14 protein-coding genes are annotated in these 21,628 nt (G+C 57.6%); 5 read left to right on the forward strand and 9 right to left on the reverse strand.

Annotation, left to right across the window (positions count from 1 at the left end; genetic code table 11):
* Positions 1 to 357 precede the first annotated feature (357 nt).
* Entirely contained in the window at positions 358 to 1,383 is a 1,026-nt protein-coding gene (locus BM254_RS13020; protein WP_092004370.1) for an NADP-dependent oxidoreductase, read from the forward strand.
* 310 nt (positions 1,384 to 1,693) lie between these two features.
* On the opposite strand, the gene BM254_RS13025 is transcribed toward BM254_RS13020, so the two are convergent.
* Genes BM254_RS13025 through BM254_RS13040 form a run of 4 tightly spaced genes read right to left on the reverse strand, consistent with a single transcriptional unit; the run spans position 1,694 to position 6,456 of the window.
* Positions 1,694 to 3,445, reverse strand: a complete 1,752-nt coding sequence (locus tag BM254_RS13025) for a sugar phosphorylase (RefSeq protein ID WP_092004372.1) — start codon at positions 3,443 to 3,445, stop codon at positions 1,694 to 1,696.
* Entirely contained in the window at positions 3,442 to 4,665 is a 1,224-nt protein-coding gene (locus BM254_RS13030; protein WP_092004376.1) for a glycosyltransferase family protein, read from the reverse strand. The genes BM254_RS13025 and BM254_RS13030 overlap by 4 nt, the downstream gene beginning before the upstream one ends.
* Before the next feature lie 14 nt (positions 4,666 to 4,679).
* A complete protein-coding gene (locus BM254_RS13035; protein WP_092004379.1) occupies positions 4,680 to 5,483 on the reverse strand; it encodes an HAD-IIB family hydrolase in 804 nt (267 codons plus the stop codon).
* A 22-nt stretch (positions 5,484 to 5,505) separates the two neighbouring features.
* Entirely contained in the window at positions 5,506 to 6,456 is a 951-nt protein-coding gene (locus BM254_RS13040; RefSeq protein ID WP_092004382.1) for a hypothetical protein, read from the reverse strand.
* 68 nt (positions 6,457 to 6,524) lie between these two features.
* Here BM254_RS13040 and BM254_RS13045 point away from each other — a divergent pair, with 68 nt between their 5' ends.
* Positions 6,525 to 7,979, forward strand: coding sequence for a protein adenylyltransferase SelO (locus BM254_RS13045; RefSeq protein WP_092004385.1), 1,455 nt, complete (start codon positions 6,525 to 6,527; stop codon positions 7,977 to 7,979).
* 223 nt (positions 7,980 to 8,202) lie between these two features.
* Here the strand turns inward: BM254_RS13045 and BM254_RS13050 are convergent, their stop codons facing one another.
* The gene (locus BM254_RS13050; protein WP_092004389.1) at positions 8,203 to 9,717 is read right to left on the reverse strand and encodes a fumarate hydratase; all 1,515 of its coding nucleotides are present in this window, start codon (positions 9,715 to 9,717) and stop codon (positions 8,203 to 8,205) included.
* A 181-nt stretch (positions 9,718 to 9,898) separates the two neighbouring features.
* On the opposite strand from BM254_RS13050, the gene BM254_RS13055 reads away from it, so the two are divergent.
* The gene (locus tag BM254_RS13055) at positions 9,899 to 10,672 is read left to right on the forward strand and encodes an enoyl-CoA hydratase (protein ID WP_092004392.1); all 774 of its coding nucleotides are present in this window, start codon (positions 9,899 to 9,901) and stop codon (positions 10,670 to 10,672) included.
* Between the two features lie 226 nt (positions 10,673 to 10,898).
* On the forward strand, positions 10,899 to 13,868 hold the full coding sequence (locus BM254_RS13060; protein WP_092004395.1) for a hypothetical protein: 2,970 nt from the start codon (positions 10,899 to 10,901) through the stop codon (positions 13,866 to 13,868).
* 160 nt (positions 13,869 to 14,028) lie between these two features.
* Here the strand turns inward: BM254_RS13060 and BM254_RS13065 are convergent, their stop codons facing one another.
* Positions 14,029 to 16,644 carry a penicillin acylase family protein gene (locus BM254_RS13065; RefSeq protein WP_092004398.1) on the reverse strand — a complete coding sequence of 872 codons (2,616 nt, stop codon included), beginning with the start codon at positions 16,642 to 16,644 and terminating at the stop codon, positions 14,029 to 14,031.
* 163 nt (positions 16,645 to 16,807) lie between these two features.
* The gene (locus tag BM254_RS13070; protein WP_092004690.1) at positions 16,808 to 17,866 is read right to left on the reverse strand and encodes a CaiB/BaiF CoA transferase family protein; all 1,059 of its coding nucleotides are present in this window, start codon (positions 17,864 to 17,866) and stop codon (positions 16,808 to 16,810) included.
* 179 nt (positions 17,867 to 18,045) lie between these two features.
* On the opposite strand from BM254_RS13070, the gene BM254_RS13075 reads away from it, so the two are divergent.
* Positions 18,046 to 19,065, forward strand: a complete 1,020-nt coding sequence (locus tag BM254_RS13075; protein WP_092004401.1) for an AraC family transcriptional regulator — start codon at positions 18,046 to 18,048, stop codon at positions 19,063 to 19,065.
* 5 nt (positions 19,066 to 19,070) lie between these two features.
* Here the strand turns inward: BM254_RS13075 and BM254_RS13080 are convergent, their stop codons facing one another.
* Entirely contained in the window at positions 19,071 to 19,928 is an 858-nt protein-coding gene (locus BM254_RS13080; RefSeq protein ID WP_092004408.1) for a hypothetical protein, read from the reverse strand.
* A 5-nt stretch (positions 19,929 to 19,933) separates the two neighbouring features.
* The gene (locus BM254_RS13085; RefSeq protein ID WP_175497270.1) at positions 19,934 to 21,367 is read right to left on the reverse strand and encodes a DNA recombination protein RmuC; all 1,434 of its coding nucleotides are present in this window, start codon (positions 21,365 to 21,367) and stop codon (positions 19,934 to 19,936) included.
* Positions 21,368 to 21,628: the final 261 nt, after the last annotated feature.

Below are 21,628 nucleotides of genomic sequence, written 5' to 3' on the forward strand. Positions count from 1 at the left end.
GGATCCTTGATGGGGCGCCCGCGAAGTTGGGAAAGGTACCAGCGTGTTTGGAGAAAATCCAGAGTTTGGGGGTGGACTTGAGGATGGGGTCAGATGAACGAGTTCATCAGACCCCTGAGTATGAGCATGACCTTGGGGTCTGAAGAAAGCCTTCTTCTGACCCCGACTTTGACCGCGCGATTGAGGGTGAGCTGAACTTGGGGTCAGATGAACTTGGGGTCAGATGAAGGTTTTCATCAGACCCCTGGGGCAGAACTGTCCCCTGAGCTAAGACCCCTTTGGATCATTGACCCACCGCTTATTCTCCGGCACTCTAATCTGGTTTCGTAATGCAACCCAAATAGGCAGGTGTCCCAAGTGAGCGAATACAAGAATCGAGCAGTCGTGTTGAAGAACCGGCCCGAGGGGGAAATTCAGGAAGGTGATCTGGTCATGGAGGAGCGGCTGGTTCGGGCACCGGGGGATGGTGAGGTGGTTGCCAAGGTGCTTTGGCTGTCGCTGGATCCCTATATGCGCCCCCGGATGAATGATGCCAAGGGGTACATGGATCCGATCGGGATTGATGAGGTGATTGTTGGCGAGAGTGTCGCGCAGATCGTTGAATCCCGCTCAGACAAGCTGAAAGTAGGTGATCTGGTCACCTGCTATTCCGGTTGGCAGGAGTATGTGACTTTCCCAGCTGATGCGCCGATGGTTTACCGGGTTCGGCCGAAGGAAGGGGTTCCGCTTCAGGCTTACCTGGGTGTTGCCGGTATGCCGGGGCGCACCGGTTATTGTGGCCTGATGTATGTCGGTAAACCGCAACCGGGCGAGACCGTGGTGGTGTCTGCGGCTTCCGGGCCGGTTGGAACCGTGGTTGGCCAGACGGCCAAGATCGAGGGTTGTCGCGTGGTTGGTGTGGCCGGTGGTCCCGAGAAATGCCGGTTTGTGGTCGAGGAGCTGGGGTTTGATGCCTGTGTCGATTACAAGGCCGGCAACCTTAAGGCGGATCTGAAGGCCGCTTGCCCGGACGGGATCGATATCTATTTCGAGAATGTGGGTGGTGCGGTGACCCGCGCGGTGGCGCCGTTGCTCAACCCTGGAGCACGGGTGCCGATCTGTGGGTATGTGTCTGCTTACAATGCGAAAGACATGACCGAAGTGGAGACGCCGTTCCACGTACTCAAGGCGCTGGATCCGGTGCCGGAGCATCGGTTTTTCCTGGTGACTGAGTGGCAGGACCGGCATCAGGAGATTACCGATATTCTGGCGTCCCGGGTTGCCGGTGGGGAATTGAAGTATCGGGAGACGGTGGCCGAAGGGCTGGAGAATGCGGTGGAGGCGTTCAAGGGGATGTTGAAGGGGAAGAATTTCGGGAAGCAGTTGGTTCGGGTTTCGGAGTGAGCTTGGGGTAAGGTGAAGAGGGGGTCAGATGAAGGCTTTCATCAGACCCCGGATATTGAGTGAGAGTGGAGGTGAAAATGGGGTCAGATGAAGGCTTTCATCTGACCCCGGATTAGGGCGCGAGCTCCGGAATTAGACCGGAACATGGGGTCTGAAGAAAGCTTTCTTCTGACCCCGTTTTTAACCGCGAGTTTGGTGGTGGGCCCAACTTGGGGTCAGATGAAAGTTTTCATCAGACCCCTGAGCTTGGCCCCGGTTTTAACTGCGAGCCTGGGGGTGGATCCAACTTGGGGTCAGATGAACAAGTTCATCAGACCCCTGAGCCTCTGCCCCCTGTTTGGTTGGAGAGCCAGACGCTTTGGTAGGGCTTCAGGGTGATGCTGCCGGCGAGGTCGTCGATTGCCATGCCGGAGATCAGGTCAACCCAGTGGTCGGTGCCGATGAGGTTGATGTCGCTTAGCGCCACCTGCTGCACTTCGTTGCTGATGTTGTGGATGCAGAATACGGACTGGTCGCGGCGCATGCTTTGGCGCCAGAAGCCGAAGAGTTGCAGGCCCAGGTGGAGGGTGAACTGGGTGGCGTTGGGGTGAAAGGCCGGCTGGCCGCGACGGATGGCGATCAGGCGCTTGAGTTCGTGGTAGACCTTGCTGTGGTGGCACAGCGGGTTCTCCAGTTCTTCCTCCAGTTTATCCAGCTGCCACTGCCCGCGGTTGATGGATCTGAGCCGGCCGGTGTTCTCCACTCTGGCGTAATCGTTTTCCGTGCCCAGTAGGCTGTGAATGTAGAAGGCCGGAATTCCCTCCAGTGCCAGCATGATGGTGTGCGCACACAGGAATCGCTGCAGCTGGCAGTGGTCCGCTCCGCCCTCCGCCGTGCCTTTCAGGGCATCCCACAGGGCAATGTTGATCTCATACGGCTGATCGCGACCGTCGGCGGTGCGTCGGTAGGAGACCTTGCCGCCGAATGACTCCATGGTGTTGATCAGCCGCTGTTTCTCGTCTTCCTCCAGCAGCCCGTCCGTCGGTCGCATGCCGATGCCGTCGTGGGAGGCGATGAAGTTCAGGTAGGTGGTTCCCATCTGCGCCGGGGGCATACTCATGAGCCAGGTCTTGAGATGGCGGCAATTCCCTGTCACCAAGGTATTGATGAGTAGAGGCGGCAGGGAGAAGTTGTAGATTAGGTGCGCTTCGTTGGCGTTCCCGAAATAGGTCAGGTTCTCCCGGTTGGGCACGTTGGTTTCCGTGATCACCACCGCCTCGGGCGTATGGTGCTCGATCAGCAGGCGCAGGATCTTGATCAGCTCGTGGGTCTGCTGCAGGTGAATGCAGGGCGTACCGGGTTCCTTCCAGAGAAACGCCACGGCATCGAGCCGGAACATCACCACGCCATGGTCGAGGTATTGTTTAATGATGCCGGCAAACTCGATCAGCACCCGGGGGTTGGCGAAATTCAGGTCGACCTGATCCTCACTGAAGGTACACCAGACGTACCGCTCGCCATCCTCGGTCTGCACCGGGGTCAGCAATGGCGAGGTTCTGGGCCGGACCACCGCACTCAAATCGTCCTTCGGATTTCCCTCAAAGAAATAATCCTTGCCCGGATCAACCCGCTTGCGGAAGTTCTCGAACCAGCGGCTGCGCGCGGACATGTGGTTGATCACCAGGTCCGCCATCAGTTTGAAGTCGCCGGCAATCTTCTCGACATCACTCCAGGAGCCGTGGGACTCATTCACCGCCAGGTAGTCCATCACTGAAAAGCCATCGTCGGAGCTGTACGGGAAGAACGGCAGGATGTGGACCGCCGAAACGGTCTCGGCCAGACAATCCGTCAGGAACCGGTGCAGGGTCTGCAGCGGCTTCTCACCCTCACGCTGGACGGTATCGGCATAGGTGATCAGGATAATATCCGACTCGTCCCAGTTGTTCTGATGTGCCGGTGGCGGCTCCCGGTTCGGGGCCAGCTCCATGGTGCCCAGCAGCTGTTCCGCCAGGAAATCGCAGTCCAGTTCCGGGTATACCACCTCCAGCATGCCGACCAGCTTGGCCTTGAGAGGCTGGCTCATGGCCGGTACTCCTGGTTGTCCAGCTCCACGGCCTCCAGCAGTTGCTCCTTGATGTCCGGAATGGCACTGGTGACGCGGTTCCAGCTCGGGATGAACGGGGTGTCCATAGGGTTATCCAGGAAGTACGACCCGGCCCGCATCACGTTTTGGGCGAACAGCTCCACCGCCTTCTCTTCCTTGTGACGGTCCAACGTCAGGCCGTTCATGACGGCGTCGTTCTGGTAGGTCTCTACGAAATCCAGGGCTATCCGGAAGTAAGTGGCCTTGATGGTTCGGAATTTCTCGTTAGAGAAGATTTCGCCGTTGGTCGCCAGTTTCCGGAACAGGGCCTTGGCAATGTCCACACTCATCTTGGACAGACCCCGACTGGCATCTTCCGGGGACAGTTCCTGATGCTTGTGATCGTAGGTGTCAGCGATGTCCACCTGGCATAGCCGGTTGGTGGCGTAGTTGCGCTTCATCTCGGACAGCACGCCAATCTCCAGGCCCCAATCACTGGGGATACGCAAGTCATTGATGACGTCGGTACGGAACGAGAACTCGCCGGCCAGCGGGTAGCGGTAGCTGTCCAGGTAGTCGAGGAAATCGCTGGGGCCACAGACTTTTTTCAGGGCGCGGATCAACGGGGTTACCAGTAGGCGGCTGACCCGGCCATTCATTTTCGAATCCGCCACCCGTGCGTAGTAGCCCTTGCAGAACATGTAGTTGAACGCGGGATTAGCCACCGGATAGATCAGGCGGGCCACCAGGTCCCGGGAATAGGTCAGGATGTCACAATCGTGCAGGGCCACGGATTTGCTGACGCCGGAGGCCAGCACATAACCAAAGCAGTACCAGACGTTCCGGCCCTTGCCCATCTCGGTCGGCGCCAGATTCTGCTCCCGCAGTTTGAGGTCGAGGGCGCGCAGGCGCGGGCCGTCGTTCCAGAGCACCTTGAACTCCTGGGGCAGCTCGGAGAAATACTCAAGGGCATGCCGGTATTGTGCTTCATCGGCGCGGTCCAGCCCGATCACGATCTGGTCCAGGTAAGGCACCTTTGCCAACTCGCTGACGATGTTTTTCAGCGCCGGCCCCTCAAGTTCGGAATACAGCGAAGGCAGCACCAGGGACATGGGCCGGGCCTTCCGGAAACTCATCAGCTCCGCCTCCATCTCCTCAACGGGCCGGCGGACAAGGTTATGCAACGTGGTGACTATGCCGTTCTGGTAAAAGTCGCCCATGGCGGCTCTCCTCTTTAATACCCGTACTCAAGCAGCAGATTGAGTACACAGTCATTCCAGCCCTCGGGGCCGGATCTGAGGGAGCGTATGGGCCGGCGGTCTGACGGCAGCTGGACACTCTCGCTGTTGACGCCCCGGATTACCACCGGGACATCGGACGCTTCCAGCATGCCCTGATCGTTCGGGCTGTCACCCAATGCGATGGCCAGTACCGGTTCGCGGCCATAACGCTCCTGGTATTTACCCAGCAAGAAACGGGCCCCATCAGCCTTGTCGAAGATCCCCATGGCGTGCCAGAAGCGGCCACCCTGCACCAGACGCAGGTTGTCAGAGGCCAGCGAGGCCTCGAATTGGCGCAGCTCATCCTCGCTTCCTTCCCAGATCAGCGGCTCGGTACCATGGCGTTGCATTGCCCTGGATGCTGCGGTGACGTCCAGGCCCGTGACATCCGCCAGCTCCTCTGCCGACATGTCCTCGAAGCCCCGAAAGCGGGCACCGGCGGCCCGCAACCGGCCCAAGGCGGACAACACCACCGCCCGGGATGCGCCAAAATTCACCACCTGCTCCGAGGAATTGCCGAAAATGCCGGCCGGAATGACGACCGCTGCACCATTTTCGACAATGTAGGGATCGCCATTGGCCAGCTCGTTCCGGAGTACGGCGATCTCCGCCGCGGTCTTGCTGGAGTTGAGGATCAGGGGGATTTCGGCTGCTTTTACCCTGGCCAGAGCGGGCCTGGCCGCCTCCCAGGAATAATCCTCGTGGTCCAGCAATGTGCCATCAAGATCGGTGAACAGAATCAGGTGGGGCCTGGGCATGGTTTTCCCTCGCTTGGGTTTGCTAACTGGAGCCCGGAGGCTCCCTGAATTGCGGAGCCGCCAGCGAATGGTCCGCACCGACCGGGATCAGGACATCGGCCCGGCCCGGCATTTCCCGGAGGCAATGCTCGGTCACGCGCTGGTAGTGCATGATGAATCGGGCTACCTCGTCGTCAGACATGATGCGCAACGAGGGGGCACCCTCATCGCTGGCGCCCTCTTCTGGTGCATTGGCATGGCGTGCCGCCAGCTTGTGTTCCTGCAAGGTGCGCCACTCCAGCACGCACTCCATGGACGGCGCCTTGAGCATCACCAGGTAATCGAGCCGGTCGAAGAACGCCCGGTAGCTGTCTTTCAGGCACTCGTTCACATAGCTGCGCCAGGTGGCATGGGCGTCCTCCTCGGCTTCCAGCGTGTTGACCGGCCGGGCCAGCGCTTCTTCAGGTTCCGGCGCGGCTCCCAGACACCAGCCCTCTATGAGGATGACCTCTGCCGGGCCTTCAAACACCGGCCAGCGGTCCCGGGGCGCACGGTCATCCCTGGCCTTTTCGAAAGCGGGAATCGGGGTCTTGTCCCCGGGTTTTGCAGCCAGGAGCTGGTCGATCACTTTCTGGCCCAGGGACACATCGTGGGTGCCCGGCACACCGCGGGTGATGAACAACGGGTGCACGAGTCCGGCAAGTCTCTGCCGCTCTGCTCTGGTAAGGTAGATATCATCAACGGAGAAGCTGGCTGTGGCCGTGCCATGGTGGCGGCTCAGGATTTCCTTGAGGAACAGGGTCAGGGTTGATTTCCCGGTACCCTGGGCCCCATGGATACCAATAAGCACCGGCCGCCCGAGCCGTTGCCGGAGTTCGAGAATCCGGTGCGCCAGGGGCAGAATGGTATGTTCGACGGTGTGTCCGTATGAGGAAGGTAAACCTTCCTGGCTGATCAGGGTCTCAATGGTCGGGTTGAGTTCGTTTTCAGACACGGTGGTTTCCTGAATCGGTTTGAATGAAAAGCAGCAGAATCTGTACCAACTGAGAGTATACGCATTGTATGAATGACACAGGTTTCCGGATCGAGCATCGCTACCTGGAGCTTCCGGACAGTTTTTACACCCGGGTACAGCCAAAGCCACTGACCAACGCCAGAATGGTCACCTTTAACCATGAACTGGCGCGCCAGATGGGCTTTCATGTGAGCTCGGAAGAAGAATGGACCGGCGTCGGAGCCGGCACGGAGCTACTGGAAGGCATGGACCCGGTGGCCATGAAATACACCGGCCACCAGTTCGGCATGTACAACCCGGAACTGGGGGACGGCCGCGGTCTGCTGCTGTGGGAAACTGTCGGCCCCGATGGCCGGCGCTGGGACTGGCACCTCAAGGGCGCCGGCACCACGCCCTACTCCCGCTTTGGCGATGGCCGTGCGGTGTTGCGCTCCACCATCCGGGAATACCTGTGCAGTGAGGCCATGCATTTCCTGGGCATCCCCACTACCCGTGCCCTGTTCATGGTCAGTGCCAGGGATCCGATCCGCCGGGAAACCATCGAAACCGCCGCCGCGCTGATGCGGGTGGCCGAGAGCCATATCCGCTTCGGCCACTTCGAATTCGCCGCCCATCACGAGGGGCCGGAAGCGGTGAAGACCCTGATCGAACACGTGATCGCCCTGCACTTCCCGCACCTGATCGATCTGCCGGAGGATGAGCGCCACACCCGCTGGTTCGAGGAAGTGGTTGAGAGAACCGCCCGCCTGATCGCCGACTGGCAGGCCGTGGGCTTCTGCCATGGCGTGATGAACAGCGACAACATGTCCATCATCGGCGATACCTTCGACTATGGCCCCTACGCCTTCCTCGACGACTTCGACGCCGGCTACATCTGCAACCACACAGACCAGGAAGGCCGCTACGCCTACAACCGCCAGCCCCAGGTCGGCTTTGTGAACTGCCAGTACCTGGCCAATGCGTTGTTGCCGGTGATGAACGAAGACAGTGTGCGCCGGGGGTTAAGACGCTACGAGGTGATCTACAACGAACGCTTCCTGCAGAACATGCGCGACAAGCTTGGTCTCGCCGAACCGGATGATTCCGATCTCAGCCTGATCATGGACACCTTCAGCATGCTCCACGAACACCACGTGGACTACACCCGCTTCTTCCGGGGCCTCTCCAACCTCTACGACAAGGGCCATGACCCGGTGCGCGACCTGTTAGTGGATCGCAGCGTCGCGGACGAATGGCTCGAACGCTACGAACAACGCCTGCAAAAAGAAACCCGCGCCCACGACGAGCGGGAATACGCCATGCGCAAGGTGAACCCGAAATACATCCTGAGAAACTACCTGGCCCAGCAGGTGATCCAGGAGGCGCAGAACGGGGATTATCAGCCGATGGAGGAGTTATTGGAGGTGCTGCGGAAGCCGTTTGATGAGCAGCCGGAGTTTGAGAAGTATGCCGCGCTACCGCCGGATTGGGGGAAGCATTTGAATATCAGCTGTTCCAGTTGAGGGGTGGTGCGCACAGGGGTCTGAAGAACTCCGTTCTTCTGACCCCACCTTAAACCACACCCCAAAGCTAAAAAAGGGGTCAGATGAAGGCTTTCATCAGACCCCGGAGCACAGGGGTCTGAAGAACTCGTTCTTCTGACCCCAACTTAAGCCACACCCCAAAGCTAAAAAAGGGGTCAGATGAAGGCTTTCATCAGACCCCGGCAGACCCCAATTTCAGCCTTTAAACCGCCTTGGCAGCAATAATCTTGTCATGCCACTCCACCGGCCCGGTCTGGTGCACGGAGCTGCCCCGTGAATCCACCGCCACGGTCACCGGCATGTCTTCCACCTCGAATTCATAGATGGCTTCCATACCCAGCTCTTCAAAGGCCACAACCTTGGCGCCTTTGATAGCCTTGGACACCAGGTAAGCCGCACCGCCCACCGCCATCAGATACACCGCGCCGTGCTTCTTGATCGCGTCAATCGCGACCTGGCCACGCTCGGCTTTACCGATCATGCCGGTCAGGCCGGTTTTCTCCAGCATGGTGTCGGTAAACTTGTCCATGCGGGTGGCGGTAGTCGGGCCGGCAGGACCAACCACTTCTTCGCGTACCGGATCCACCGGGCCCACGTAATAGATGAAGCGGCCCTTCAGATCCACCGGCAGCTCTTCACCGGCTTCGATCATGTCCACCATCTTCTTGTGGGCGGCATCACGGCCGGTCAGCATCTTGCCGGACAGCAGCACGGTCTCACCCGGCTGCCACTCTTTGACGTCTTCCGGTGTCACGGTATCCAGGTTCACGCGGCGCACGTTCTCACCCACTTCCCAGGTGATCTCCGGCCAGTCGTCCAGGCTCGGCGGGGTCTGCAGGGACGGACCAGTGCCGTCGAGGGTAAAGTGCGCGTGGCGGGTGGCCGCACAGTTCGGGATGATCGCCACCGGCTTGTTGGCAGCGTGGGTCGGGTAATCCTTGACCTTCACATCCAGAACGGTGGTCAGGCCGCCAAGGCCCTGGGCACCGATGCCCAGCTCGTTCACCTTCTCGAACAGCTCCAGGCGCAGCTCTTCCGAACGGTTGGAAGCACCACGGGCCTGCAGGTCATGAATATCGATCGGATCCAGCAGGGCTTCCTTGGCCAGTTCCATCGCCTTCTCGGCGGTACCACCGATACCAATACCCAGCATGCCCGGCGGACACCAGCCGGCACCCATTTGCGGCACCATCTTCAGCACCCAGTCCACCACGGAATCGGACGGGTTCAGCATGGCGAACTTGGACTTGGCTTCGGAACCGCCGCCCTTGGCAGCCACGTGGACCTCAACGGTGTCACCCGGGACTATTTTGTAGTGGATGATGGCCGGGGTATTGTCCTTGGTGTTCGCACGCTTGCCATCCGGATCGGCCAGCACGGAAGCCCGCAGCACGTTGTCCGGATGGGTGTAGGCGCGACGAACGCCTTCGTTGATCACATCATCCAGGGGCATATCGCAGTCCCACTGGACATTCATGCCGACGTTCACGAAAACCGTAACGATACCGGTATCCTGACAGATCGGACGGTGGCCCTGGGCGCACATCCGGGAGTTGATCAGGATCTGGGCCATGGCATCCTTCGCCGCCTGGGACTCTTCCTTCTGGTAGGCCTCATACACGCCCTGGATGAAGTCCTTGGGATGGTAGTAGGAAATGAATTGCAGCGCGTCCGCTACACTCTCAATCAGGTCGTCCTGGCGGATTACGGTGGTCATAGGCGCCTCATCAGCTTGTTTCGTTATTTCGTGTCATCGAAAAATCGGGAGGCGAGAGTTTACCAGAAAATCGTTCGAACGAGTGATGCGACGGAAGGCGAAGGCGCTATAAAAGGAAGTAACAAAACCATCATCAGGGGCGCCATCCCCGAAAAATAACAACACGTTCGCAGGAGATACCGTGACCGACCTCATCCTCACCGAGAAATCAGACCGAATCCTGACCGTTCGCCTCAACCGTCCGAACCGCAAGAACGCCCTCACCCATGATATGTACACCGCCATGGGTGACGCCCTGGAACAGGCAGAATCCGACCGCGACATCCGCTGCACACTGTTCACGGGCACCGAGGAGTGCTTCACCGCCGGCAACGACCTGAGCGAATTCGCCCAAGGCCTACCCGGTGAATTCCGGGAAACCCCGGTGGGTCGCTTCCTTTTATTACTGGCAACCGCCACCAAACCGGTGGTGGCCGCGGTCAATGGCCCGGCCGTGGGCATCGGCACCACCATGCTCTTACACTGTGACCTGGTGGTCGCCGGCACCAACACCCGCTTCCAGATGCCCTTCGCCAACCTGGGCCTGTGCCCGGAAGGCGGCTCCAGTCTGCTGCTACCCGCCTGGCTCGGCCGGGTACGCGCCGCCGAATTGCTGATGCTCGGCAATGCCTTTACCGCGGACGACGCCCTGCAGATGGGCATCATCAACCGCGTTTGTGATCCCATAGAAACCGAAGACAACGCGCGGGAACTATGCCGCCAGCTGGCCGCCCAGGCGCCCGCCGCCCTCCGCGCCACCAAACAGTTGCTCAACCGGCCGGTAATGGAAGATCTGACAGACACCATGCTGACCGAAGGACAGCTGTTCAGCGAACGCCTGAAATCGCCCGAAGCTGCCGAGGCATTCCGTGCGTTCATGGAAAAACGCCAGCCCGATTTTTCCTCCTTCGACTGACTCGCAAAAGCCATTAAGGAGGCTCGACAAAGCGTTCATTGCCAACTATTTTTCAGAAAGGCCGAACTCCATCCGTGCGAGGATGACCCGAAAGGCCAGAATCACACTTTTGGCTGATCAACACTTGCCAGACTGTCGCTATAGTCAGAGTTACGAAATTGGCTCAAAGCGCTGACCAAAATTTCAGAAGAACATAACGACACAACAACAGGAAAAGGTTCCACCCATGTTCAAGAAAACACTAATAAGTCTTGCCGTGGCGTCTTCCGTTGGACTTACAGGCTGCTGGAGCAGCGGTGACGAGGGGGCGAATGCTAATCCGGATTATCAGATCAGTAACCCGGAACTTGACGGGAAAACATGGCCCTATTTCAACCCTGTGACGGGCGACCTCCCTCTCCCGAATGATCTGATTTTCCAGTCAGATGATCCTGAGACGACAATTAATGAAGCGGATGGATCCTTTAATGTTGCGGACACTGCGCCGCCTGTAACCTCAGCTTTGAATGACCTAAGCGGTGCCTCTACTGTTGCACCCGCCGTTGTTGAGTTTAACGGGCAGATCGACCCAGAAACTGTTGATTCACGCGCATTCATTCAGAACCCGCTTGCGGGTGAAGAGGGTCAGCCCCCGATCATCCCCAACCCGAATCAAAACGTTTTCCTCGTTCAGCTTGAATATGCCGGTGGTGACCCGGTACGTGGCCTGGGTGCGGGGGAATCTCCGACCATTCCATTGGCAATTACTGCGCAGGTTGCAGCAGGCGCAGCTCCCCAGGATTTGAGTGGCAGAGACGCAGCTGCAGCAGGACAGTACCTTGCAAGCCTCGTTTCCGATCCCGAATATGTAGCAGAAGTAGTAACCCTGGACGGTAATTCTGCTATTCGAATCAATCCCACCAAGCCGCTGAATCCGTTCAAACGCTACCTCGTGATCGTTACCGACGAGGTTCTTGACATCTATGGCGATCCGATCGTTCAGGATCCTCTCTATCGTGATGTTGCCGATCCGGATCGAGTTCTGGGCAACCCAACTGCACTGGCACCAGTGCGCCGCATTGTGGATGGTTTCTGGGAAAAAGTTGCATCGAGCTTCTTCGCGCTTCCAAACCAGGTTCGACCAGAGGCTGCAGCACTAACCGAAGAAGACATCGCGCTGACATACAGCTTTACGACATCAAACGACCAGGATGTGCTCCAGTACATTGCTGAGCCTAAAGCGTACTTCGAGGAAACAATTCTTGGCTCGATCCGTTTCAATGCGGTAACAGAGGCTAGAGAAGCTGGTGAGACTGATTTCTTTACGCTCTTGCAGATTGGCCAAGATGCGGTAGATGCCGCAGCAGCCACTGTTGATGCACAAGCAACACAGCTAGTTCAGGCGTTCACACAGGCAGACCTGCTGCCCACTCCGCAGGATCGCAGCGGGACTGCAACCTTTGGAGAGCCTCAGGATGTTACCCAGGTATCGGCCATTGCTAGCCAATTTGTGGAATTTGGCCAGGTAAATCTGGTCCAGGGTACGATCGATCTTCCCTACTATCTGACAGCCCCCACAGGCACATCAGACGCGGAGGGTTCTGTCATCAATACAGAGAGCTGGGAAGCAAATTCCGCGCTCGCTGCAGCAGCGGGTGATCAACTCGGCGTAGAGTTTGCACAGTCGGATACCAACGTAAGCACTGTGGTTAACTATCGTTTCCCCTTCCCAGCAAAAACAACCGATGTAACCGTCCCAGTAATGGTTCTTTATCCGGCTACCTATGACGGGAGCACGCCCCTCGAAACCGTGATGTATATGCACGGTATCACTACCGATCGAAGCACCGCACTGACCTTCGGCAGTGCTTTGGCACATAACTCGCAAGTGGCTGTTGTGGTTATCGATCAGCCACTGCATGGTGTTACGCCATTTAGCGAGCAGGATCAAATTGACCTGGCCACCAGGCTGTTGGCCGCTGGTCAAGATGCCGGACTTCCCCCGTTCCTGGCTCCAGATCAGAGCTTCTGGCCGACCGGCGATAATATCGCCCTAACCCTGAACGGCGAGATAGCTTTCGCCTTCACTGCCGTAACGCTTGATAGCAATCCAGAGAGCGGAGTATCCATCGACGACGGAATCGATGAGACAGAACGCGCAATCATTGAAGGCACGATTGCCGCGGCATTGACGGACACAGGAACCGGCAACGCCGGCCTGGACACTGCCATTCGATCTCTGCGCTCATTCGAGAATACAGTCGCTAATGCCGGCTCAACGGTTCCGGGCATTGCCAAAACAGAAGTCGAGCGTCACTTCGATTTCACGGCAAATGCGTCAAGCATGCCGACAGCAATGACTGAAACCGAGGGCGACTCTGGTAGCCTCTTCATCAACCTTACCAACTTCACAAACACCCGAGACAAGAACCGTCAAGCAGTTGTTGATCTGTTGAATGTGAGGGTTTCTCTGGGCGGTCTCGACTTCGATGGCACAGAAGGCGCAGATCTTAACCAAAACAGCGTGTATTTCACCGGCCACTCTTTGGGGACCATTGTTGGGGCTCCATTCGTTGCTGTCGCCAACGCGAGCGCTCCCGCTCGTGACGACATTATCGCAGCCCAGTTGCTTACGCCGGGAGCAGGTATCGTAAGAATGCTTGAGAACTCTCCGACCTTTGCACCCAGGATCCTCGGTGGCCTTCAAGCAGCTGCCGGTCTTGAGCAAGGCGACGCTGATCTCGAAACGTTCCTGAATGTTTTCCAGGCTGCGATCGACTCGACTGACCCGATTAACTTCGCAGGAAGTCTGAACGAATCAGGTACTCCGGTGCTTCTGTCTCAGGTGAATGGCGATCAGGTTATTCCTAACGATCCGCTGGCAAACCCGCTGGGTGCAGCATTTGATGCGTACCTATCCGGAACTGAGCCCTTTGCAAATCTCCTGAACGCCACCGCTGTGACGAACGCAAATGAGGTAGACCTGGGCCTTGGGGACGGGACACTGGGCGTTCCTCTGCTTAACGCGGCAATCACGCGTTATACTGAAGGCACACATGGCACTCCCGTATTGCCTCAGGATGGTCCGCTGGATGAGCGCGTATTTGCAGAGATGGTCCGCCAGACAGCCTCTGTGGTGGCTACAGCAGGCGGGGCTGTAATCCTCAATGCCGAGGACCAGGATCCGGACATCACGGAAATTGTCCAGCAAGAGTGAATTAAAAGCTCAAAAGCCGTTGGATGGTTGAAGAACCATCTATAGATGAACAGAAAACCCCGCCACTTCGGCGGGGTTTTCTGTTTCGGGCTTCTACTATTCCTAATCAATTAAGCCCGACAAATGTTCATGATCTGTCGGGCTTAATGCCTCAAGACAACTACTGGGAAAGCGTCGTTACTCCATTCGCCAACAGGTTCGCTTCAACCTCCTCCTCAGTGAACAACAACTTCCGATAATCCTTCTCTGAATACCGCAAACTCTGATCATTGAAATAAGGCGAATCAGGATCGGTAGATTGGGAGTAGCTTACAAGCCCATAAGCCTCAGGCCCCGATTCAGTGAACTCAAGACCAAAGTGCCAGCTTGTACCACGGGCCATATGCCAGCCCTCCCCAGGCGCTTGAGACAATCCAGCGGTATTCGGAATCACGGTAGGTGCAATCCTGGGAAAGACCGTGTCTTCTGCCGTAGCGCTTGTGACTACGCCAATAGCATTAAATGCTCCATCCACTGAACCATCACCGCCATGCCAAGGGAACGACTGCAGCAACTCAACGGGGGTACCACCTGGCGGGACACCACCGGTAGGTTGGTGATATTGAACATCGCCAAGACGAGCATCATAGGCAATTGAGGCAGCATCGAGTGATTCGAGGCCATCGGCCAATGCCACCAGCATCACGTCATCGGGTGAGCCCCGATTGGTGTCAGACGGCGTAGAAGGGGTGCTAACTGGATCGTTGGGATCAAAGGGTACCGTCAAATCGGCTGAAAACTTGTTGCGGTAATTGGCGATGAAAACGCGAAATACGTGTGCGCCCACACTATCCACGTCGTACACGCCATCCCAGTTCTGCAATACACCGCAAGCCTCGTCAACCGCGCGACTTCCTCCGGCACTCAGATTAACTGCACCTGCGCCAATAAGATCACAACGCTCTCGGAGCTCAGTAAGGAACTGTTCGGAATACCAGGTCCGGTTGTTGTAGATGACATTAATAAGATCCTGAGCCCCAAATTTTCCATCCTGTCCAGCTGGAGGATTAGCCGCATATCCAGGATCCAATGGGTTCTGGAGCATAGTAATCCCTATCCGGGTACGCGGGTTCAATTGAGTTTGCTCAGGTCCAAACAGCGGAGAATAGCCTGTAAGGAAGGCGTCGGGGTTTGTTGACCAGTAACTGTCGTTGGAGTTTTGAACCCAATCCTGCCTCAGTAGCTGCGGTTTCTTCTCGAATGGCACCAGTCCGTTACAATCGCCCTCAATCCAGTCATCGCGAGACTTGCTGCCATCGAGCAACGTCAAGCCTGCTTCAAACAATTGATTGTATTCAGGACTGACACTCCTTTTGAAATCAATAACGGCGAGAGAAGCATCAGACAGATGGGGCACGGAGCTGCTGTCAATGTAGTAGGCATTTCCTTCCGCATCGGCATAGGTTGAGTTTGTCCAGAAGGTCGTTCCGCAATTCTGGAAAACAGCCTGAAACTCCTCAAGGTTGGATGCACGGCTCATCTGCAACCATGTATCCAACAGCCTTTCGGTGGAGGCATTGGCATCGCGATATGTGTATGCAGTTCCCGAAGCCCCCCAAGCGGGAAGTCCTCCGCCTGTGACAGCATCTGCAGCCAGCATTGGCCCATACTCAGAAAAGTAGAAGGTTTTTTCGAGTATGGTTGGTGTTGGGGATCCATTATTCACTTCAATACGAAACGTTTTTTCGGTGATAGGCTTCTCAACACCATCTTTGAGGTAGGTGAAGTTGTCACCATCTTTGAGTGTCAGCTCATACAGGGTAAATCGCCGACTGGTTGTGACTGTATGTGACCAGGCCAGGTTCTCGTTGAAATTAATCAACGGAATGGCCGTTCCCAGAAGTCCTGCACCGTTCACATTCATGTAACCAGGCACGGTCAAGTGAACCTGATAAAGCCTGCGGTGGCCGGTGTAGGGGAAGTGCGGATTGGCCAACAGTGCACCCTTACCGTGTTCAGTCAACTCCTTGCCGATACCCCATGCATTACTACCAAGCCCGAAGTCCTGGAAGTCCACTTGCTTGGCTGCGTTAGTTCTTGCATTTGCCGCGACCAGGTTATGAACATCAAGTTTGGATGACATCTCCAGAACCGGAGTTGGTAGTGGTGATTCGCCCTCGGGAACCGCAACAAACACTGCACCAGTGGCGAACAATGCACCGCTTGCGTATTGGCCAACGATTCGATAATGGGCAAACAGATCAACTGGCCGGATTTCTTTAACCCAAGGTTGATCTCTGCACTCCGGGGGAAAATCAGAGCTGGGAGTCTCGCTTACAAACTTGTTATACCCAGCTGTAAACCCTTCAATAAGGGCACGTGTCTCATCACTCAGGTTTGAATATTCCTCTTCTGCTCCGCTAAGAATACCCTGTGCTTTGAAACTAAAGTCATTAATGATATTGATATCGCCGTCACCGGGACCAAAATATTTAGCCCTTTCACTTCTCGCCTTGACAATCGCCTCTGCTAGCAAGCAAACATTATCCTGGGCTTGGGCATAGCCATGACCGAAAGCGGCCGATGCCAAATTATCAGCCGTAATGTGAGGAACGCCGTCGGTTGTTCGCTTGATCGTTGCTTCAAACGTGCCATCTGCCGGAAACAGCTGCTCGTTCACCCCAGAGGAGCTGGAAGAACTGTCTCCGTCAAAACAGCCCCCCAGAAAAGCACTGCTAACTATAACCAAACCCAACCCAAGCCTTCGCCCGGTTGTCTGGAATTTCCTGATTTTCATAGTGTCGTCCTTATAGTTGTTCACTACGGTGTTATCGCCAAAGGCGACACTATAAAACCTAGCAGAGTGTCAGGTTTTCCATCGGAAAGCCTGAAGCCCTGTTCAGGAATAAATTCTTCTAAGTGAGCGACTCCTTAGTACTGTTTTAATAAACCGGGTTACATCAGACGAACTTGATGGGGTTGCCTGATTGCCTCTGCATCTCCCCATCCCCACGATCAACCTCGATCACCATCCCCCTCGCCTTCAACTGCGGATGCTCCGCCGCCTCTGAAATCGTCAGCACCGGCTCCACACAGGCATCCTGCCCGGCAAAGATTTCCTGCCACTCCACCAGCGTTTTCTCTCTCACCCTCTCCTGGATGGCTGTCTTGAGCTGCTTCTGATCATCCGGCTTCTGACTCAAGGCCTGGCTTTTCATCTCGGGTAGCCCCAGCGCGTCACACAGCCGGGCCGAGAACTGCGGCTCCAGGCTGCCCACAGAGAGCCAGCGGCCATCACTGGTCTGGTAATAATCATAGAAAGACCCACCGTTGAGCATGCCGCCCTCGGGCTTCTGCTCCACGCCACCGGCCAGACAGGCAGCACCGGACATGGCGTTCAGGGCGAAGGCAGCGTCGGTCATGCTGATGTCCACGAACTGGCCTTTGCCGGTTTGCTGGCGTTCGATGACGGCCGCGAGGATGCCCATGACGGCGTGGTGGGAGCCACCGGCCACGTCGGCGATCTGGATGCCCATGGGGGGCGGGCCGCTGTCTGCGCGGCCACAGTGGCTGGAGACGCCGGCGATGGAGAGGTAGTTGATGTCGTGGCCGGCGCGGTCTTTGTAGGGGCCGGTCTGGCCGTAGCCGGTGATGGCGCAGTAGATCAGCCCGGGGTTGATTTCACGCAGGGTCTCGTAACCGATGCCCAGGCGGCCCATCACACCGGGGCGGAACTGCTCGACCACGATGTCGTAGTCCTTGACCAGCTCCTTGACCTTGTCGGCAGCCCCCTCCTTCTTCAGGTTGAGCTGGAGGGTATCCTTGCCTCGCGTGAGATAGGAAAACGCGGTACTGAATTTGCCGTCGAAGGGGGGCATCACCTTGGTGAGGTCCACCCGGTCCGGTGCCTCGATTCGTAGTACTTCTGCCCCCATATCAGCCAGTAGCATGGTGGCGTAGGGACCGGGCAGCAAGGTGCTGAAATCCAGAACCTTCAGTGACTTCAAAGGACCTGCCATGGTTTTCTCCTTGTTGTGACGTTTGTTTTTTCCCATGCTGCCGTGTTTTGCTCCCGGGGCCAACTGCCGGTTCCCCCATTCCCGTTGACCAATTCTTCCACACGTCAGGCAGTTAGGCCGGTTGCAATGTTCCCCCGGGGTTTTATGATGGGTTTCGTTTTCATGGAATGGCGAACGCGATGCCCAACCTCACGGTTTCAAGACATTTTGTACAGGCAGCTTTGGTCGGTGCCGAGGCGCAGGGGCTGGACACCCGGGAGATGCTGAAGGAAGCCGGGATTTCTCCGGATCTGCTACGCATAGAGATGGCACGGGTCAGCAGTGACCAGTTCAGCCGGCTGATGCAGGTGCTCTGGAACCGCACCGGGGATGAGTTCATGGGGTTGGGGCCACGACGGGCCCGCACCGGCACCTTTGCGACCATGTGCGCGCTGGTGATCGACTGCCCCAATCTTGAGGCCGTTTACCGCCAGGCATTCCAGTTCTCACGCCTGTTCGAGCCCATGGTAGCCATGGAGCTCGAAGTCGGCGAAGAACAGGCCCGGCTGGTCTTGCGGATCGAGGGCGAAATCTACGACCCCAGTTACTTCCTGCGCGAGAGCATTCTGGTGATCTGGCATCGCCTGGGAAGCTGGCTGATCGGCCAGCCGGTGGAGCTGGACAAGGCCGAGTTCGACTACCCTCGCCCGTCCCACGGTGATGAGTACCGGCATATCTTCCACTGCCCGCTGGAATTCGAGTCGGGTCAGACAGCCCTCACCTTCGACAAGCGCTTTCTCTCGGCGCCGGTTATCCGGGACAAGCCGGAAATGCGCCAGTTCCTCAAGACCTCGCCGGCGGATCTGCTTTCACGGCCCGATGAGAGCAATACCTGGACAGGCAGGATCCGGGCGCTGATTGGCAGGGATTTCTCCAAACCCCTGCCGGATTTCGAGTGGATTGCTTCGGAGCTGCATACCAGCCCGCAAACCCTGCGGCGCCGGCTGAAACAGGAAAACACGTCTTTTCAGGAGATCAAGGATCTGCTGCGGCGGGACATGGCCATTTACTACCTGGGCCGGCAGGAATTGCCAATCAATGACATCGCGGAGAAGGTGGGCTTTACCGAACCCTCCACGTTCCACCGCGCCTTCAAGAAATGGACGGGCGTCACCCCCGGCGCCTATCGCGAGGGTGAACGGGGCAACCTCGAGTCCTGAAGCGGTCAGGAGCCTGCAGGCGCCTGCAGATGACGGACCAGCTGCCCCAGTGTCTGGGCGATTTCACCAGCTCGCTCCCGATTGTAGGCAAGCTGCATCAAGCGTGAGCCGTCGCGGGGATCGTAGATCCAGCAGCTGGCTACCGCCGCCTCGCAGCCCCACTCGATCATGGGGTTCACGCCATAGACTTCCATGGTCTGGGTTTTGCGCACAAGTCGGCTACCCTCTTCGCGGCGAATCTCCTGGAAGCTGATAACGCTTTCAGTGGCACTCAACTCGTAGGCAACATCCGCAGGCTTGTCCAGCCTCACGACCGTCTGATCCTCGCGCCAGCCAGCCATATCCAGCAGGCTGTTGAGGTGCATCAGCAGGGCGTCACGGTCATTGTTAGTGAGGTAGAGCTTCTTGAGTGACGATATGCGCTGGTCACCCGCAGGTTCAATCACAGCCACTTTGGGCGCCTGCTTGCCGTTGGCCTGATCGGCCGAGCCGGACTTGCGGGTGCGTTCCACATCAGTAATCAGTTTCAGGGCCTGCTGATACTGGCTGCCCTCGGTTCCGGCCTGGGTGACATAGGCTTCCAGGGCCGCCTGGGCCTCATTCAGATGGCCGGCCTGCAGCATCACCCGGCCGCGGTAATAGAAGTATTCGGCCGGCTTCTCCGCTTCCAGCTGCTGGAGGCGATTCAGGTACTCCCCGGCTTCGCCCCAGCTACCGGCGTTGACAGCCTCCTCGGTGGCCAGCATCAAGCGGCGCATCTCGTGCTCCGGAGCCAGTGCCTGCACCTGCCCGGCGGCAGAAAGGGCGGCGACCAGTGCCACGGACCGGGCCAGTCGTTGAAACGTTCCTGATGCTACTGCCATCGCTCTTACTCCTGCTGGTTATCGGCGTTCATTGCCGCTTCCATCTCGGTATCTTCGGCATCCACCTCGGCCTGCTCCAGGATGCCCCGGGGAAGTTCTTTCTTGACCCTCACGCCCAACTCCACGAACCGGTTCGCCTGTGAAATCAGGTTACCACGGCCCCGGGTCAGGGTGCTCATGGCCGAATCATAGCTGCCCTGGGCTGTTTGCAACTGGCTGCCCAGACGCTCCATGGCTTCGACAAAGACCCTCAGCTTGTCGTAGACCGCACTGGCCCGGTCTGCAATCCGCCGGGCATTCTGGCTCTGGCGTTCATAGCGCCAGATGTTCTCGATGGTCCGCAGTGTGGCCAGGAGCGTGGTCGGAGTCACCACAATAATCTTTCGCTCGAAGGCTTCTGCGAAGAGGTTCTCGTCCTGCTGAAAAGCTGCCACGAACGCCGGCTCGATGGGCATGAACAACAACACGAAATCCGGCGAATGCAGGCCATGGAGCTGACTATAGTCTTTCTCGCTCAGGGTGCGAATATGGTTCCGCACCGCCTCCACGTGCTGTTTCAGGGCATCCGCCCGCGCATTCTCGTCTTCCTCGTTGACCCACTGCTGGTAGGCCAGCAGGGATACCTTGGAATCCACGATCAGGTTCCGGTTATCCGGCAGGTGCACCACCACATCCGGGCGCAACAGCTGGTGGTCACCATCCCGGTAACTACCCTGGGTTTCATACTCCACGCCCTTGCGCAGCCCGGACTTCTCCAGCACCCGCTCCAGGATCAGCTCGCCCCAGTTACCCTGGATCTTTTTGTCACCCTTCAGGGCCTTGGTCAGGTTGGCCGCTTCCTCGGTAATCTGCCGGTTCAGCTCTTGCAGTGATTTGATCTCGCTGCGTAGTGCCTGGCGGTCCCGGGTCTCGGTGGTGTACACGTCTTCCACCCGCTTGCGGAAATCCTGCAACTGGTCCCGGAAGGGATTGAGCAGGCTGTCCAAACTGGTTCGGGTCTGCTGGGTGAAGCGTTCGTTCTTCTGATCGAAAATCCGGTTGGCGAGATTCTCGAACTCCTGCTTCAGCGCGTCCCGGTTACGTTCCAGCAGTTCCAGCTTCTCCGCAGCCGAGCGGCGCTCCCGGTCCAGGGCCACCTCCTGTTCCCGGAGCCTCACCCTCACACGGTGCAACTCGCCGGAAAGATCCTCGATCCGGGTCTGGAGGCTTTTGCGTTCGCCTTCGAGCTGCTCGATCCACTGCCGCTTGCCGCCAACGTCCGACTCCAGCCCGGCGACCCTGGTCTCGGCGTCAAAGGCCCGGTTCTGCCAGGCATCGGCCTTGCGGGCGGAGCGCATCAGGAAAGCGGCAAGAAGCACTATCAAAAGTGCCAGCACTCCCATTAATCCAGCCATCAATTCCGGCGAGGCCACTATCCATCGGGTTATCGCTTCCGGCACTGCAAGACGCTCCTGGTTGGTTTGCCCGGATGATCACATCATGACGAACAGTTTAACGTAACAATGGAACCTTTTGCGTTGCCTCCCGTTCATAGGCATTAATGGGGGGCCGGCACCTCGACTGATTGGCAAATTTATTACCGGCGTGCATCTGGCTCTGGACGTGCCCCGTAATATCCACTAAAAGAATAAAGTGTTCGTCCTGTTTATTTTGATTACATTTTTTTCACGGCCGGGACGAATCCGCAGTCAGAGGATGGA

It is taken from the genome of Marinobacter pelagius (assembly GCF_900114925.1).
In the GTDB taxonomy this organism is placed as follows: Bacteria; Pseudomonadota; Gammaproteobacteria; order Pseudomonadales; family Oleiphilaceae; genus Marinobacter; species Marinobacter pelagius.